The sequence below is a fragment of the Terracoccus sp. 273MFTsu3.1 genome, from assembly GCF_000383675.1.
GTDB lineage: Bacteria > Actinomycetota > Actinomycetes > Actinomycetales > Dermatophilaceae > Terrabacter.
The window spans coordinates 31,348-46,044 of the sequence record NZ_KB911830.1; the positions used below are offsets into that span (position 1 = coordinate 31,348).

A 14,697-nucleotide genomic window follows, 5' to 3' on the forward strand; every position below is an offset into this window, starting at 1 on the left:
AGGAAGACCATGCGCGACCAGTTCCACGAGGACCTCGACACGATCTCGGACCAGCTCGTCGAGCTGACCCGGCTCGCGGGGTCGGCCATCTCCCGCGCCACGACCGCGCTCCTCGACGCCGACGTCCACCTCGCGGAGTCGGTCATCGAGGCCGACCGCAAGCTCGACGACATCCGCATCGAGCTCGACGAGCTGTCGATCGACCTGCTGGCCCGCCAGCAGCCCGTGGCCACCGACCTGCGCATCGTCGTGACGGCGATGCACATGAGCTCCGACCTCGAGCGGATGGGCGACCTCGCCCGTCACGTGGCCAAGGTCGCCCGCCTGCGCACGCCCGACTCGGCGGTGCCGCCGGAGCTGCGCTCGCACATCCTGCAGATGGGCCAGGTCGCCGAGTCGATCGTCGCCAAGTGCGGGTCGATCATCGCGAGCAAGGACGTCGCCGCGGCCATCGCGCTCGAGAAGGACGACGACGCGATGGACGACCTCCACCGTGAGCTCTTCGCCGCCCTGCTCGACGAGAACACGTCGTGGTCGCGCAGCTCGATCCTCGACCTGACGCTCGTCGGCCGCTACTACGAGCGCTTCGCCGACCACGCCGTGTCGGTCGCTCGCCGCGTCATCTACCTCGTCACGGGTGAGTACGACTCCGAGGTCAGCTACGACCACGAGGACGCCGAGGACGCCGACGTGCTCGAGGCCATCGAGCACGACGCCTGACCCTCACGGCCTCCAGACGTCGAAAGGCCACGAACCGGGCTCCGGTTCGTGGCCTTTCGACGACTGGGCGGGTCAGCGGCCCTGGTTGGCGACGGCCTCCGCGGCGGCGCGAGCGGCCTCGGGGTCGAGGTAGCGCCCACCCGGGGTGACCGGGCGGAACGACTCGTCGAGCTCGTAGACGAGCGGCATGCCGGTCGGGATGTTGAGGCCGGCGATGTCGTCGTCGGAGATGTCGTCGAGCGTCTTGACGAGCGCGCGGAGCGAGTTGCCGTGGGCGGCGACCATGACGGTCAGGCCGTCGGCGAGATCGTTCTGGATCTCGTTCTCCCAGTAGGGCATCAGGCGGGTCACGACATCCTTGAGGCACTCCGTCGCGGGCATCGCCGCACCGAGGCCGGCGTAGCGGGCGTCACCGTGCTGCGAGAACTCGTCGTCCGCCTCGATGGGGGGCGGCGGCACGTCGTAGGAGCGGCGCCACAGCATGAACTGCTCCTCGCCGTACTGCTCGAGGGTCTGCTTCTTGTCCTTGCCCTGGAGCGCGCCGTAGTGGCGCTCGTTGAGGCGCCAGTCGCGCTTGACGGGGATCCAGTGGCGGTCCGCCGCGTCGAGCGAGAGGTTCGCGGTCGTGATGGCCCGGCGCAGGAGCGAGGTGTGCACGATGTCGGGCAGGATGCCGGCGGCCTTGAGCTGCTCGCCGGCGCGCACACCCTCGGCGCGGCCCTTGTCGGTGAGGTCGACGTCGACCCACCCGGTGAAGAGGTTCTTGGCGTTCCAGTCGCTTTCGCCGTGGCGGACGAGGACGAGCGTGTAGGTCATGGCGCCAGCCTAGCGACGGCCGATCACGCATCCGAGCCGTCGTCCAGCAGGTGACGGAAGGCGTCGAGGTTGCGCGTCGACTCGCCGCGCGAGACGCGCCAGGCCCACTCCTTGCGCATCGATCCGAGGAAGCCGAGCGCGAGCAGCTCGTTGAAGACGTCGTCGCTCGCCGACAGGACGATCCCGAAGAGCTGGTCGAGGTGCTCGGGCTCCACCGCGACGGTCGGCACCTCGCCGCGCAGGTAGACGTCGCCGTCGGTGTCGACGGCGTAGGCGACGCCCTGCAGCTTCAGGTTCTTGCGCAGCAGGGTGCGATAGAACGCCTCGTGGTTCTCGTCCGGGTTGCGGATGACGAAGGCACTGACACTCGTCGTGCGGTCGCGGACGAGCACCGACACGACGGTCTTGAGCTTCTTCTCGCCGGGCAGCGTGACGACGTACTCCCCCGGGCGCCCGCCGAGCTCCCACTCGAGCCCGACCGAGTCGAGGTATGCCGTGAGGCGGGCCTCCGCGGCCGCGCCCGGTGAGTCGTCGGCCGGGGTGGCCTCCTGCGGCTCGGCGCTCACGGGATGACCGCCGTCGGGACGCCGACGAGGCTCTGGCCCTCGTCGATGGGCGACTCGTTGCCGCCGTCGGCCCGCTCACGCATCGCCTGCCGGTAGACCTCGAGGAGCCGGTCGGTGGTCGCTCCCCAGCCGAACTGCGCCGCGTGCGCGACCGCGGCCGAGCCCAGCGCGAGGCGGCGCGAGTGGTCGCGCAGCAGAGACTCGACGGCGTCGGTCCAGTCGGGGGTCGCGTGGCCGTCGACGAGGACACCGGCGTCGCCGACCGCGGTCGGGAGGCCGCCGACGTGCGCGGCGACGACCGGGGTGCCACAGGCCTGGGCCTCGATGGCGACGAGACCGAAGGACTCGGAGTGGCTCGGCACGAGGACGAGGTCGGCGGCGCGGTACCACTGCGCGAGGACCTGGCGGTCGACCGGTGGCACGAAGCGGACGACGTCGTCGATGCCGAGCGAGCGGGCCAGCTCCTCGAGCTCGTGGGGGCGGGTGAGGCCGCTGCCGCTCGGGCCGCCGAGGACGGCCACCGTGAGGCGGTCGCGGCGGGAGGGGTCGCGGTGGAGCAGCTCGCCGGCGACCCGGAGCAGCACGTCAGGTGCCTTGAGCGGCTGGATGCGCCCCACGAACAGGAGCAGCTGACCGTCGACGGGCAGCCCCAGGGCACGGCGGGCCTCGCCCCGGTCCCCGGGGGTGAAGGTCGTCAGGTCGACGCCCGGCGGGACGACGGACACCTTGGCCGGCGGGGCGGCATACAGCTCGATGAGCTCGCGGGCCTCGTCCTGGGTGTTGGCGATGAGGCGGTCGGCCGCCTCGACGACCTGGACCTCACCGATCTCGCGGCCGCGAGGCTCCGGCGGGTCGCCCTCGGCGAGGTGGAGGTTCTTGACGCGCGCCATCGTGTGCATCGTGTGGACGAGCGCGACGCGCCAGCGGTCCGCCGCGAGCCAGCCGACCTGGCCCGAGAGCCAGTAGTGCGAGTGGACGAGGTCGTAGTGGTCCTCGGGGACCGAGAGCCCGGCCTGCATGATGCCGGCGGAGAAGGCGCAGAGCTGGCCCGGCAGGTCCTCCTTGGCGAGGCCCTCGTAGGGGCCCGCGGTCACGTGGCGCACGCGCACGCCCGGTACGAGTTCGGACTCGATCGGCGTCGCGCCGGTGGTGCGGCGGGTGAAGATGTCGACCTCGATCCCGCGCGCGGCGAGCTCCTTCGCGGTCTCGGCGACGTAGACGTTGAGCCCGCCGGCGTCGCCCGTGCCGGGCTGCTCGAGGGGCGAGGTGTGGACGCTGATCATCGCCACCCGTCTCGGATCGACCGCCATCGGCATCCCTTCGTCCTGCGCGCTGCTGCTCGTCACGCTCTTCCTCGACTCAACCACACGTGCGATTCGATGTATTCCGCGGCGGCCGGAGACAGCGGAAGACCTCTGACCGGCAGCCGACCGTGGTCGACGGCGCTGGCTAGGCTGCGCAGGTGCCCCCACGCCAGCGCCCCGTCGGCACCGTGACCCGTGGGACGACCAACCCGAACCGGCTGAGGCGGTGCGACCGGTGGATCGCCGGACCGCAGGCGTGGCGCCTCCGGCGCAGCCCGACGCCCCCGGTCGTCGTCGACCTCGGCTACGGCGCCTCACCCATCACGGCGGTCGAGCTGTACGACCGGCTGCGGCAGGTGCGCCCAGACGTGCGGGTCGTCGGCATCGAGATCGATCCGGCCCGGGTCGCCGCCGGCAAGCCCCTCGAGCGGGACGGCCTGACGTTCCGGCTCGGCGGCTTCGAGGTGCCGCTCGACGACGGCGAGCGCCCCACGGTCGTGCGCGCCTTCAACGTGCTGCGGCAGTACGCCGAGGACGAGGTGCCGGCCGCCTGGGCCCTCGTCCAGGAGCGCCTGGCGCCGGGCGGGCTCCTCGTCGACGGCACGTGCGACGAGATCGGCCGGCGCGCGTCCTGGGTCGCCGTGGACGAGGGCGGGCCCGTCAGCCTGACGATCTCGCTGCGCATGGGCGGCCTCGAACGCCCGTCCGACGTCGCCGAGCGACTGCCCAAGTCCCTCATCCACCGCAACGTGCCGGGCGAACCGGTTCATGCGTTCCTCGCCGACCTCGACCGGGCGTGGGCCCGCAGCGCGCCCCAGTCGTCGTGGGGGGCGCGTCAGCGCTTCCTCGCCGCCGCGACGGAGGTCCGCGAGCGCTGGCCACTGCTCGACGGACCCTCGCGCTGGCGGCTGGGCGAGCTCACCGTCGACTGGGCCGCCGTGGCGCCGCTCGACCGCTGAGCGAGGTCCGGGAGGTTTGCGGACCTTTGTCCCGTGGCGTCTCCGATCCTCGTGACTCACAGGTAGCGCAAGCCGCTCGCGGCTGCGACGTCGGCGTAGCATCGGCACCATGTCGCACGGCGGCATGGCCGCGTGGGGGCGAGGTCATGCAGTGAGTTTCTACACGCTCGACAGTGAGGGTTTCGGCGCCGTCGCGCGATTCGTCGCGGACGGGTGGGCTGGTGACGAGTGCGTCGTCCTCGTGGCCACCGGACCGCACCGCGCGGCCGTCGAGACCCTGCTGGTGGCGCTCGGTCACGACCCCGCCTCGCAAGCGGCCTCCGGCCGCTACCTCACCCTGGACGCCGAGGAGACGCTCGCCGAGCTGGTCGTCGACGGACACCTGGACGCCGACCTGTTCATGCGCCGTGTCGACGAGGTTGTCACCGAGGCCTCCGCGGCGGGGCGGCCGATCCGCGCCTTCGGCGAGATGGTCGCCCTGCTCTGGCAGCGGGGCCAGATCGAGGAGGCCATCAGCCTCGAGCTGCTCTGGAACCAGCTGCTGCGCGACTACGACTTCTCCCTCCTGTGTGCCTACCCGACCGGCGTCTTCGACCACGCCGAGCTCGTCGACGTCCGCCGGGTCTGCGACCTGCACACCGACCTCATGCCGGTCGACGGCTCGTCCTCGACCGACGGCGCCCAGCTCTCCCTAGGCCACGCGTGCTCCCGCGTGTACCTGCCGACGGCCAGCTCGGTGCCCGCCGCCCGGCACTTCGTCGTCGACGTCCTCAAGGCGTGGGGCCACGACAGCCTCACGGCAGACGCGGCCCTCATCGTCTCCGAGCTCGCGACCAACGCCGTGACGCATGCGGCCTCCCCGTTCCGGGCCCTGGTGGACCGGCGTCGGGGTGGCCTGCGGATCGGCGTCGAGGACGCAGCCCGAGCGCCGCTCGAGCGCCGCACCGCCGAGGCCGACGACATCAGCGGACGAGGCGTCGACATCGTCGCGGCGCTGTCCGCGCGCTGGGGCTACAGCCCCGTGCCCGGCGGCAAGGTCGTGTGGGCCGAGCTGCTGCTCGACCCGACACGGTCACGCGCCGGCTGAGTCCGCCCGGAGCCGAGGTGCGTCCGGCACGACGTCCGTCGCCGCCGACCGTCCCCGGACAGCGGTATGCCGCCGGGCCGGGCCCGGCGGCATACGTGCGTCTGTGTCGTGCTGCGTGCGTCCTCAGCGGACGTAGTCGTCCTCGAGGCGCTCGATGTCCGACTCGTCGAAGTGGCCGAAACCGACCTCGAGCAGCCGGCCCGGGTGCTCGCCGGAGTTGCCCATGCGGTGGATCGAGTTGCGCGGGACCCAGACCGTCTCGCCCGGCTGGGCGCTCCACGTCCGGTCGCCCACGGTGACGTCGATCGGCACGTCGAGGACCTGCCACATCTCACCGCGGTGGTCGTGCCGCTGGAGGGAGAGCCGGTGACCGGGCTGCACCGTGATGATCTTGACGGTGACCTGCTCGTTGGAGACGAACTGCTGGAACTCGCCCCACGGCCGCTCGGCGACGAAGATGTCCTCGGTCGGGTTGCGGTTGCCCAGGTCGTACTCGTCCGCGGTGTGACGCGGCGACGAGACGTGCTGGTGCTGGTGGGCGTCGAGCTCGTGGTCGACGACGGCAGCAGCAGGCTGCTGGTCGGACATGGTTCTCCTATCGGTTGTGAGTGCACCAGTGTGCCGTACGCGGAGGGCCCGGTGTCCCGAGCGGGCGCGTGAGGGTCACCACCCGGTGTTCGAGCGCCCCCCGATGCCCCTGACCTGCCGCAGCGCGGGGCGCACGTCGGCGAGGTAGACGGCGGCACCGACGAAGGCGAGCAGACCGAAGAGGCTGAGCGGGTTGAAGAGCGTGACGAAGCCGATCGCGAGGGCGACCCCGAGCAGCACGAGCCAGAAGGTCCGCGTGCGCTTGCCGGCGGCGACGTAGGCCTTCTCGGGGTGGCGCAGCGCGTCGACGAACGCGAAGGCCTCGCACCCGAGCGCGACGACTCCGAGCACGAGGAGGACGACGTTCTGGAACCCCGAGTACAGCTGCATGGAGGAAGCGTAACCCGGCGACGGTCGCGCGACCCCTCCCAGCGGATTCCCAGACTCCGCCGCCGTCGAACGCCCGGGCGCGCGGATCAGGCGTCGACGACGAGGGTGAAGGGGCCGTCGTTGACGAGCGACACCTGCATCATGGCGCCGAACCGACCGGTCTCGACCTCGATGCCCCTCCCCCGCAGCGCCGTCACGAGGTCGGCCACGAGCGGCTCGGCCACCGCCCCCGGTGCGGCCGCGCTCCACGAGGGACGGCGACCCTTGCGGGTGTCCGCGTGCAGCGTGAACTGGCTGACGACGAGGACGGGCGCCCCGGCGTCGGTGAGGCTCGCCTCGTCGCGCAGGATGCGCAGCTCGGCGATCTTGCGGGCCATCCGCTCGACCTGATCGGGCCCGTCGTCGTGGGTGACGCCGACGAGGGCCAGCAGACCGGGACGGTCGATGGCGCCGACGACCTCGCCGTCGACCTCGACCCGCGCGCTCGTCACGCGCTGGAGCACCGCCCTCATCTCGACCTCACGGACCCGGCTCGAGCCGGCTCAGACGCCGACGGCGACGACGGAACCGACGGGCTGTCCGTGGCCGAGCACCGGCTGGTTCTCGAGCACGGCGAGGACGTCGTCGCTGCCGACGCCGATGCGTCGCATCACCGCGGCGAGCAGCACGCTGCGGGCGCGCGACGAGCCGTCGGCCACCTTGACGGCGATGCCGCGGCCGTCGGGCAGCCCGACCGCGTAGACGGCTTCGGCGCCGTCCTTGGCGATGAGTCCGTCGACGCCGCGGATCAGGGCGGTGACGTCACGGTGCGTGCCGCCGAGGTACTCCGGGAAGTCCCGGATGGCCGTCGCGACCCGGGCCTCCGGGCCTTCGGCGGCCGCGGCGAGCCGGCCGAACGCCAGCGCGAGGGCGCGGAGCGGGACGGCATGGATCGGTGCGCCGCACCCGTCGACGGCGACGGCGCTCGGCTCGGCGCCGGTCAGCTCACGCACCGTCTCGGCGACGGCCACCTGGAGCGGGTGCTCGGGATCACGGTAGGTCGCGAGGTCCCACCCGTTGACGACGCACGTCGCGAGCATCGAGGCGTGCTTGCCCGAGCAGTTCTGCGCGACCGACTGCCGCGGGCGACCGCTCGAGATCCAGCCGATGCGGGCGGACTCGTCATACGGGTAGTCGGGGGTGTTCTGCAGGTCGGCCTCCGTCAGCCCGGCGCCGGCGAGGATCTCGCGGGCCGCCGCGACGTGGAAGTCCTCGCCCGAGTGGCTCGCGCACGCGAGCGACAGGAGGCGGCCGTCGTTCGCGAGTCCGTTGCGGACCATCGCGAGCGCCTGGAGGGGCTTGCTCGAGCTGCGCGGGAAGACCGCACCGCTCGAGTCGCCGACCTCGAGCTCGACGGTGCCGTCGGGGGCGGTGACGACGGCCGTGCCGTGGTGCACCGACTCGACGAAGCCGGCCCGGACGACGTGCGCGACGACCGGGGCGTCGGCGAGGGCCGCGCTGACGTGGGTGGAGGACGGGGCGAGGAGGTGGGACACGTCCCGCAGTATGCCGGAGCGACGCAGCAGGGCCGCCACCCCGGGTGCGGGGTGGCGGCCCTGTCGTCCTGTGGCGCCGGGTGGACCCGGGCCGAGGGCGAGACCGGTCAGGCGCTCGGCGTCGAGGTCGACGTCGTGCTCGTGGTGGTCGAGGCCTTCTGGGCCGTCTTCTTGGCCGGCGTGGCCTTCTTGGCGGCGGTCTTCGTCGCGCTCTTGGTCGCCGCGGCCGTCTTCGTGGCCGTCTTGGTGGCCGTCTTCTTGGCCGCCTTCTTGGCCGGGGCGACCTTGCGGGCCACCGTGGCCTGCGGGTCGTCGGTCGTGGCCGAGCTGCGGGCAGCGACCTTGCGGGTCGTCGTGGCCTCGACCTCGTTGGCCTTGCGCGTCGCCGCGGACTTCTGGGCCGCCGACTTGCGGATCGCCGTCTGGTGCGCGGCGGTGCGCTTGGCCGGGACCGGCGCGGCGGCCGACTCGACGGCGTCGACCGAGGCCGAGACCTGCGAGCCGAGCTTCGAGGCGTCCTTGACGACGGCGCCCTTGAGGGTCTTGGCGACCTTCTCACCCTCGCTCACGGCGGTCTCGGCGACGCGGCGACCACGGGTCACCGTGGCGGTGCCGCGCTCGGCGAGGCCGAACGCCGTGCGCTCACCCTGGGCGCGCAGGTCGGTGACGACCTTCTCACCACGCGCCGCAGCGGCGTCGTACTGGTCCTTGGCGTTGCTCGCGATGACGAGGCCCTCGTTGAGGACGCGCGCCGGGAGGTCCTGGGCCCGCGTGACGAAGCGCTCGGCATACGTCGTCGCGAGCTTCTGGAGCTCGGTGGTGCGGCCCTGGAGGTCGATGATGCGCTTCTGGAGGTCCTTCTGCATCTGGTCGGCCTCCTTCTTGGCACCCTTGCGCAGGTCGACGCCCTTGGCCTGCTTGCGCGCGACCTCGAGCTGCTCGCCCGCCGTGCGGACGGTGTCGATCGCGATGTTCGCGGCGCCGACGACGGCGTAGAACGGCGTCGGGTCGACCTGGACCTCGGGCATGCGGCCCTCGACCTGGACGAGCTGGCCGCGCACGTCGGCGACGGCAGCCTCGGCCTGCTTCTGGGCGTCCTTGACGGCCTTGGTGATCTTCTTGCTGAGTGCCATCTCAGTTCTCCTTCTCGTTGAGCTCGGGGGTCGCGGCAGCGGTCGTGCTGCGCGACGGGCGCCGGCGAGGTGCTGCAGCCGGCGTACGCGCTGGGCGGGGTGGGCGTGCTGGAGGCGGGGTGGTCTCGGGTGTCGTCTCGACCTCGCCGACGAACGACACGTAGATGTCGACGAGCACCGCGCGCTGCCGGTCGGTCAGGACCGGGTCGACCGCGATGGCGGAGAGGACGTCGGGCACGGCGGCAGGGTCGTCGGCGACCCGCTCGTCGAGGATGCCGGCCCGGACGTAGAGCGACTCGGCCGAGACCTGCAGCCCCTTGGCGATCTGCTGCAGGATCTCGGCACTCGGGCGCTTGAGCCCGCGCTCGATCTGCGACAGGTAGGGGTTGGAGACGCCGGCCATCTCGGCGAGCTGCCGCAGCGACAGCTGGGCGCTCTCGCGCTGTTCGCGCAAGTAGGCCCCGAGGTCGGGTAGCGGAAGCTTGCTCATGCCTCCATTGTGCTAACTACAGCAAGCAGAATGCAAACTCTGGGCAGCGTGACCCCGCCCACATCGTTTCGCGCGCTCATGCCTGGAGCGCGCGATCGGTGCACCAGGCGCGGAAGATGTCGCGCGCCTGAGCGAGGTTTCGCGCGCTCAGGCCCGAAGCGCGCGAAACGGCGGCCGGTCCGGGCGGGTCTGCAGGTCTGATGGTGAGTGGTCAGCGGGTGTGCTGGTGAGCGGGTCAGCGGGTCAGCGGGGGCGACGGTCCTTGATCGACAGGGCCTCTCGGGCCTCCGTCGTCGTCATCGGGGGGCGCTGCATGACCGTGGCGATCTCGGCGGCGCGCGCCACCAGCTCGCTGTTGTGCGCGACCGGGCGGCCCTTGGCGTACATGAGGTTGTCCTCCATGCCGACGCGGAGGTGACCGCCGGCCGACAGGGCGGCCGCGACGATCGGCAGGTGCGCGCGCCCGATGCCGGTGGCCGACCAGCTCGTCACCTCGGGAGGGAGCATCGCGACGCCGGCGAGGAGCGCCTGCGGGGTGCCCGGCATCGACCCCGGCACGCCGGTGACGAAGTCGACGTGGACCTTGCCGCCGTAGGGCAGGCCGCACTCGTCGATGAGGCGGCGCAGCGCGTGCACGTGGCCGAGCTCGAAGAGCTCGAACTCCGGCACGACCTCACGCTCCTGGGCCTGGCGGTAGAGGTCGACCATGAAGCCCCACGGGTTGAGGAAGACGCCGTCGCCGAAATTCGTCGTGCCGCACGTCAGCGAGCACGAGTCGGGGTCGGCGTCGAGGACGGTGAGGCGCTTCTCGAGCGGGTCGGTGATGGAGCCGCCGGTCGAGAGCTGGACGATGAGGTCGGTGGCCTCACGGACACCGTCGACGGCCTCCTTGAGGAAGGCCGGCTCGAGCGTCGGCTGGTGCTCGCGGTCGCGCACGTGGATGTGGATCAGGGCCGCGCCCGCGCGCTCGCACGCGACCGCGGTCTCGACGAGCTCCTCCGGTGTCGTCGGCAGCGCGGCGACGTCCGACTTGGCGGTCTCGGCGCCCGTGGGCGCGACGGTGATCAGGGTGCTCGCGGCGGTGCGTGCGGTGCTCATGCCGCACATCCTGCCAGCGCCCGGAGCGCCGTCGGTCAGGGGGCGACGATCGTCGTCTGCGCGGCCGAGAGGTCGTCGACGAGCAGCTCGAGGGTCGGGTCGGTGTTGCGCTTGATGACGGCGAGGGCGATGGGCCCGTCGACGTGGTGGCGACCGACGGAGGTGACCCGTCCGACGACGCGGTCGCCCGCCCGGACCTCGCTCCCCTGCGCCGGCAGGACGTGGCCCGAGCCGTCGAGGTGGAGGAAGACGATGCGGCGCGGCGGTCGACCGAGGTTGTGCACGCGCGCCACGGTCTCCTGGCCGCGGTAGCAGCCCTTCTGCAGGTGCACCGCGGTGCGCAGCCAGTCGAGCTCGTGGACGATCGTGCGGTGGTCGGTCTCGAGGCCGAGGCGGGGACGCCAGGCGGCGATGCGAAGCGCCTCGGCGGCCCAGAGGCCGGCCAGTGGCCGATCCCCCACGGCCGCAACAAGATCCGCACGCGGGACCAGGACCTCGCGCCAGGCGCGCTCGGATCCGGGGTGCCCGTCGACGGGACCGTATGCCGTCGTGTCGCCGACGAGGTCGGGCCACGGGTCGCGCCATGCGAGGGGCTCGCCGTCGACGGACTCGCTGGCGTGCGGCTCACCGAGCACGGCCCAGTCGTCGGTGACGAGGGCGACATCGACGCGCAGCATGAAGCGCATCTTGTCGAGCCACTCGACCAGGGCCGGACCGGCGCCGGGCTCGGTCGTGATCCACGTCGTCGCGCCGTCGTCGACGAGGTGCAGCGAGTGCTCGACGTGGCCCTTGGGGCTGAGGATGAGGGCCTCGCGCGACTGGCGCGGATCGAGGCCGAGGAGGTGCTGGGTCGTCAGGGAGTGGAGCCAGCTGAGCCGGTCGGGTCCGGTGACGGTGACGACGTCGCGGTGCGAGAGGTCGACGACCGCGAGGCCCTCCTCGAGGAGGCGCTGCTCACGCATGGGGTCACCGTGGTGCAGGGCGACCCCCGCTTCGAGGCCCTCGCCGGCCACGGCACCCGGTCGCGACAACAGGGGGCTCCTCGTCGTCGGGCGGGTCGGCAGCTCCAGGTCGCTCATGCCCGGTGGAACGCTCGCGGCGTCCACCTCATTCCACGCACTTGAGGGTGGCCGACACGTGGCTCTGGAGCTCCTGGCCCACGGCGGCCATGTCCATGACCCAGAGGAGGTTGGAGTCGACGAGGCCGTACATGCGCGTCGCGGCGTTGTACTCCTTGGCTCCCGGGGCCCGCAGGACGCCGTCGGTCTTGAGCTGGATCTTGGCCGGCTCGATCTTGCCGTAGTAGAGCTCGAGGATGCCGGTGGGGTGCGCGAGGAGCAGCTCGACCTCGCCGTTCTCGAGCGGGCGCCAGAAGCCGGACTCGACGGCCGCCGGGCGCACCTTGGCGCCGTTCTCGGAGTCGAGGATCCAGGCCCGGCTCTCCCACTTGAGGAAGCCACGCCCGTCGTGCGTCACCTCGACCTCCTGGCCGAAGTGCGCGGACTCGATCGTCGGGTAGCCGACGACGCCCGCGCCCTCCCAGCGACCGATGAGCCAGGCGAGGGGTCGCAGCGGCTCCGGGATGTCCTGGTCGAGGTTGAACATGCGCCCGATCGTAGCCTGATCCCATGGACACCCCCGCACGCTCGCTCGTCGTCAAGATCACCGCCGGCACCGAGGCTCCCGAGCGCCTCTCGCAGGCCTTCACCGTCGCGGCGACGGCCGTCGCGAGCGGCGTCGACGTGTCGCTGTGGCTCACGGGCGAGTCGACGTGGATGGCCGTCCCCGGACGCGCCGAGGAGTTCGAGCTGCCGTATGCCGCCCCGCTCGTCGAGCTGCGCGACGCCGTGCTCGCGGGTGGCCGGCTCACCGTCTGCACGCAGTGCGCCGCCCGGCGCGAGCTGTCGCAGGACCAGCTCGTCGACGGTGCGGTCGTCAAGGGAGCCGCGGTCTTCGTCGAGGAGGTCATGGCGCCCGGCGCCCAGGCCCTCGTCTACTGACCCACGGCCCTCCCCGTCGCACCGTCGACCCCGCAGAACGGGCCTCTCGACGCTCGACGGTTGGGGACGGTCAGGTGAGGACGGAGAAGAGGTGGACGAGGGCGCCCACGGCGAGCACCGACCCGGCTCCGGCCCCGACCTGGCCCCGGACCGTCAGCATCGCCGGCTGCAGCGCGAGCACCCGGCGGAAGGACCACGACACGGTGCCGACGGCGGCACCGATCCCCAGCGCCTCGAGGGTGCTGACCTCGGAGCCGCGTGAGGCGACGAGCGCTGCCAGCACCGCCGCCGCGAGCGCCACGAAACCGAGGAACGGCGTCGCGCCACGCACCCCGACGAGCAGGTCGGTGACGACGGCCGCCCCGACGGCGGCCATGGCCACGACCGCGACCGTCTGGCCCCGGTCGCTGTTGGCGGCGACGACCGCCGTGGTGCCGGACGCGACGACGACGAGGCCGCCGAACGACGAGAGCAGCGTCAGGACGAGCCCCTCACGGCCCGTGCGACGGACGAGCTGGCCCGAGAAGGCGAGCAGGATGCCGAAGGCCACGGCGGCCGGGACCCAGAGCAGGTCCTGGCGCAGCGCGCTGAGCACGATCGCGACGGAGGCGACGGCGAGCACGACGGTCGTCGCCGCCGGCGTCCACGACCCGGTCAGGAGCGGCCAGCCCCAAGCGACGGCGAGAGCGAGCGCGAGCGTCACACCGAGCGTGGCGGCATACCCCGTGCCCTGGGCGACGAGGAGGGCCACGGCGGCCACGAGCGTGGCCATGACGCTGACCCAGCGGATCCGGTCGGCGCCGGCGGGCGACAGCGGGAGGCGGAGCGACCCGGCGGCCACCGAGGAGTCGGAGGCGTCGGGACCGGGCTCGCGGAGAGCCGCGTTGTCCTCAGGCACGGGGGCCATTGTGCATCACCCGCCCGCGAACGGCGGCAGCACCTCGACGGTGCCGCCGTCGGTCACCCGCGCCTCGCGGCCGACCTTGCGCCCGTCGAGCAGGAAGCTCGCGACGCGCGCCACCCGGGCGAGGTCGGGGTGGTCGCCGACGGCCGCGTCGACGACCTCCCCCACCGTCGCACCGGTGCGCGCCTCGCTGTCCACGCCGGCCGCCGCACGGGCCGCGGCCCAGTAGCGCACGGTGACGGTCGCGACGGCCGGCCCGGGCGTCCCGACCGTGCGCGACTCGGGTCCACTCGGGGCCATCTCACTCCGTCTCATCGTTGGTGCGGTCCCATCCGCTGGTGACCAGTCTCGCCTATCCTGCATGAGATGGCCCGACTGCTGCTGCTCACCAACGCGCTGGCCCCCAGCGCCGAGGTGCTGCCTGCCCTCGGACTGCTGAGCCACACGGTGCGCATCCTGCCCGCCGAGGCCACCGCCCTCGTCGACTCGCCCGACTGCGACGTCGTCATCATCGATGCGCGGCGGGAGCTGGCGAGCGCACGCTCCCTGTGCCGGGTGCTGCGCACGACGGGGATCGGCACCCCCCTGCTGGCCGTCCTCACCGAGGGCGGCCTCGCTGGTCTCACGGCGGAGTGGGGACTCGACGACGTGCTGCTCGACACCGCAGGACCCGCCGAGGTCGACGCCCGCCTGCGCCTCGCCATGACGAAGGGCCAGGACGACGACGCCGACCTCGACCTGCCCATCACCTCGGGCGAGCTCGTCATCGACGAGGCCTCCTACTCCGCGAAGTTCCGCGGCAGCCCGCTCGACCTGACGTACAAGGAGTTCGAGCTCATCAAGTACCTCGCGCAGCACCCGGGGCGGGTCTTCACCCGTGCCCAGCTGCTCCAGGAGGTCTGGGGCTACGACTACTACGGCGGCACCCGCACCGTCGACGTGCACGTGCGCCGGCTCCGCGCCAAGCTCGGGCCCGATCACGAGGCCCTCATCGGGACGGTCCGCAACGTCGGCTACCGCCTCGTCCCCGACCGCGGCGAGGCCCAGGCCGCGCAGCCCGCCGACGCCTGAGCCGACCCTCCGCACGGGACGCGCCACCCGCATACG

General features: G+C 72.5%; 19 protein-coding genes. 5 read left to right on the top strand and 14 right to left on the bottom strand.

Annotation, left to right across the window (positions count from 1 at the left end; all coding sequences use genetic code 11):
• The first annotated feature begins 9 nt into the window (after window positions 1-9).
• Entirely contained in the window at window positions 10-720 is a 711-nt protein-coding gene (gene phoU, locus H283_RS0122105) for a phosphate signaling complex protein PhoU (RefSeq protein WP_020145712.1), read from the top strand.
• Between the two features lie 72 nt (window positions 721-792).
• Here the strand turns inward: phoU and H283_RS0122110 are convergent, their stop codons facing one another.
• The 3 genes from H283_RS0122110 to mshA are packed head-to-tail and all read right to left on the bottom strand — an operon-like array spanning window position 793 to window position 3,418.
• Window positions 793-1,536, bottom strand: a complete 744-nt coding sequence (locus tag H283_RS0122110) for a phosphoglyceromutase (protein ID WP_020145713.1) — start codon at window positions 1,534-1,536, stop codon at window positions 793-795.
• Window positions 1,537-1,559: 23 nt separating this feature from the next.
• The gene (locus H283_RS0122115; protein WP_020145714.1) at window positions 1,560-2,102 is read right to left on the bottom strand and encodes a YbjN domain-containing protein; all 543 of its coding nucleotides are present in this window, start codon (window positions 2,100-2,102) and stop codon (window positions 1,560-1,562) included.
• Window positions 2,099-3,418, bottom strand: a complete 1,320-nt coding sequence (mshA, locus tag H283_RS0122120; protein ID WP_020145715.1) for a D-inositol-3-phosphate glycosyltransferase — start codon at window positions 3,416-3,418, stop codon at window positions 2,099-2,101. The genes H283_RS0122115 and mshA overlap by 4 nt, the downstream gene beginning before the upstream one ends.
• Window positions 3,419-3,564: 146 nt before the next feature.
• On the opposite strand from mshA, the gene H283_RS0122125 reads away from it, so the two are divergent.
• The gene (locus H283_RS0122125; RefSeq protein WP_020145716.1) at window positions 3,565-4,365 is read left to right on the top strand and encodes a class I SAM-dependent methyltransferase; all 801 of its coding nucleotides are present in this window, start codon (window positions 3,565-3,567) and stop codon (window positions 4,363-4,365) included.
• A 151-nt stretch (window positions 4,366-4,516) separates the two neighbouring features.
• A complete protein-coding gene (locus H283_RS27000; protein ID WP_020145717.1) occupies window positions 4,517-5,452 on the top strand; it encodes an MEDS domain-containing protein in 936 nt (311 codons plus the stop codon).
• 123 nt (window positions 5,453-5,575) lie between these two features.
• Here H283_RS27000 and H283_RS0122135 read toward each other — a convergent pair whose 3' ends face one another.
• The 9 genes from H283_RS0122135 to H283_RS0122175 all read right to left on the bottom strand — a co-directional run bounded on the left by H283_RS0122135 (window position 5,576) and on the right by H283_RS0122175 (window position 12,291).
• Entirely contained in the window at window positions 5,576-6,040 is a 465-nt protein-coding gene (locus H283_RS0122135; protein ID WP_020145718.1) for a phosphomannose isomerase type II C-terminal cupin domain, read from the bottom strand.
• Between the two features lie 75 nt (window positions 6,041-6,115).
• Complete coding sequence (locus tag H283_RS0122140; RefSeq protein WP_020145719.1) at window positions 6,116-6,430, bottom strand: DUF2516 family protein; 315 nt, start codon at window positions 6,428-6,430, stop codon at window positions 6,116-6,118.
• An 86-nt stretch (window positions 6,431-6,516) separates the two neighbouring features.
• Window positions 6,517-6,942: a D-aminoacyl-tRNA deacylase gene (dtd, locus tag H283_RS0122145; protein ID WP_028785830.1), complete on the bottom strand. Its 426-nt coding sequence runs from the start codon at window positions 6,940-6,942 to the stop codon at window positions 6,517-6,519.
• A gap of 30 nt (window positions 6,943-6,972) precedes the next feature.
• A complete protein-coding gene (locus tag H283_RS0122150; protein WP_051103720.1) occupies window positions 6,973-7,965 on the bottom strand; it encodes an asparaginase in 993 nt (330 codons plus the stop codon).
• 107 nt (window positions 7,966-8,072) lie between these two features.
• On the bottom strand, window positions 8,073-9,098 hold the full coding sequence (locus H283_RS0122155) for a hypothetical protein (protein ID WP_020145722.1): 1,026 nt from the start codon (window positions 9,096-9,098) through the stop codon (window positions 8,073-8,075).
• 1 nt (window position 9,099) lies between these two features.
• Window positions 9,100-9,588, bottom strand: a complete 489-nt coding sequence (locus tag H283_RS26170; protein ID WP_020145723.1) for a helix-turn-helix domain-containing protein — start codon at window positions 9,586-9,588, stop codon at window positions 9,100-9,102.
• A 243-nt stretch (window positions 9,589-9,831) separates the two neighbouring features.
• Complete coding sequence (locus H283_RS0122165) at window positions 9,832-10,686, bottom strand: 3-keto-5-aminohexanoate cleavage protein (protein WP_020145724.1); 855 nt, start codon at window positions 10,684-10,686, stop codon at window positions 9,832-9,834.
• 35 nt (window positions 10,687-10,721) lie between these two features.
• On the bottom strand, window positions 10,722-11,765 hold the full coding sequence (locus H283_RS0122170; protein ID WP_020145725.1) for a folate-binding protein YgfZ: 1,044 nt from the start codon (window positions 11,763-11,765) through the stop codon (window positions 10,722-10,724).
• 28 nt (window positions 11,766-11,793) lie between these two features.
• Window positions 11,794-12,291 (bottom strand): FABP family protein, encoded by a 498-nt coding sequence (locus H283_RS0122175; RefSeq protein ID WP_020145726.1) that lies wholly within the window; start codon window positions 12,289-12,291, stop codon window positions 11,794-11,796.
• Window positions 12,292-12,314: 23 nt separating this feature from the next.
• On the opposite strand from H283_RS0122175, the gene H283_RS0122180 reads away from it, so the two are divergent.
• On the top strand, window positions 12,315-12,686 hold the full coding sequence (locus H283_RS0122180; protein ID WP_020145727.1) for a DsrE family protein: 372 nt from the start codon (window positions 12,315-12,317) through the stop codon (window positions 12,684-12,686).
• A 70-nt stretch (window positions 12,687-12,756) separates the two neighbouring features.
• Here the strand turns inward: H283_RS0122180 and H283_RS0122185 are convergent, their stop codons facing one another.
• Together H283_RS0122185 and H283_RS0122190 are read right to left on the bottom strand one after the other, a co-directional pair.
• On the bottom strand, window positions 12,757-13,593 hold the full coding sequence (locus H283_RS0122185; protein ID WP_020145728.1) for a hypothetical protein: 837 nt from the start codon (window positions 13,591-13,593) through the stop codon (window positions 12,757-12,759).
• Window positions 13,594-13,599: 6 nt separating this feature from the next.
• On the bottom strand, window positions 13,600-13,890 hold the full coding sequence (locus H283_RS0122190; RefSeq protein WP_020145729.1) for a MoaD/ThiS family protein: 291 nt from the start codon (window positions 13,888-13,890) through the stop codon (window positions 13,600-13,602).
• A 66-nt stretch (window positions 13,891-13,956) separates the two neighbouring features.
• Here H283_RS0122190 and H283_RS0122195 point away from each other — a divergent pair, with 66 nt between their 5' ends.
• Complete coding sequence (locus H283_RS0122195; protein WP_020145730.1) at window positions 13,957-14,661, top strand: response regulator transcription factor; 705 nt, start codon at window positions 13,957-13,959, stop codon at window positions 14,659-14,661.
• Window positions 14,662-14,697: the final 36 nt, after the last annotated feature.

Bases quoted from the DNA above. Each gene is read 5' to 3' on its own strand.
- phoU (WP_020145712.1), top strand. From the start codon at position 10: ATGCGCGACCAGTTCCACGAGGACCTCGACACGATCTCGGACCAGCTC.
- H283_RS0122110 (WP_020145713.1), bottom strand. From the start codon at position 1,536: ATGACCTACACGCTCGTCCTCGTCCGCCACGGCGAAAGCGACTGGAAC.
- mshA (WP_020145715.1), bottom strand. From the start codon at position 3,418: ATGCCGATGGCGGTCGATCCGAGACGGGTGGCGATGATCAGCGTCCAC.
- H283_RS0122135 (WP_020145718.1), bottom strand. From the start codon at position 6,040: ATGTCCGACCAGCAGCCTGCTGCTGCCGTCGTCGACCACGAGCTCGAC.
- H283_RS0122140 (WP_020145719.1), bottom strand. From the start codon at position 6,430: ATGCAGCTGTACTCGGGGTTCCAGAACGTCGTCCTCCTCGTGCTCGGA.
- dtd (WP_028785830.1), bottom strand. From the start codon at position 6,942: ATGAGGGCGGTGCTCCAGCGCGTGACGAGCGCGCGGGTCGAGGTCGAC.
- H283_RS0122155 (WP_020145722.1), bottom strand. From the start codon at position 9,098: ATGGCACTCAGCAAGAAGATCACCAAGGCCGTCAAGGACGCCCAGAAG.
- H283_RS26170 (WP_020145723.1), bottom strand. From the start codon at position 9,588: ATGAGCAAGCTTCCGCTACCCGACCTCGGGGCCTACTTGCGCGAACAG.
- H283_RS0122165 (WP_020145724.1), bottom strand. From the start codon at position 10,686: ATGAGCACCGCACGCACCGCCGCGAGCACCCTGATCACCGTCGCGCCC.
- H283_RS0122170 (WP_020145725.1), bottom strand. From the start codon at position 11,765: ATGAGCGACCTGGAGCTGCCGACCCGCCCGACGACGAGGAGCCCCCTG.
- H283_RS0122175 (WP_020145726.1), bottom strand. From the start codon at position 12,291: ATGTTCAACCTCGACCAGGACATCCCGGAGCCGCTGCGACCCCTCGCC.
- H283_RS0122180 (WP_020145727.1), top strand. From the start codon at position 12,315: ATGGACACCCCCGCACGCTCGCTCGTCGTCAAGATCACCGCCGGCACC.
- H283_RS0122185 (WP_020145728.1), bottom strand. From the start codon at position 13,593: ATGGCCCCCGTGCCTGAGGACAACGCGGCTCTCCGCGAGCCCGGTCCC.
- H283_RS0122190 (WP_020145729.1), bottom strand. From the start codon at position 13,890: ATGGCCCCGAGTGGACCCGAGTCGCGCACGGTCGGGACGCCCGGGCCG.
- H283_RS0122195 (WP_020145730.1), top strand. From the start codon at position 13,957: ATGGCCCGACTGCTGCTGCTCACCAACGCGCTGGCCCCCAGCGCCGAG.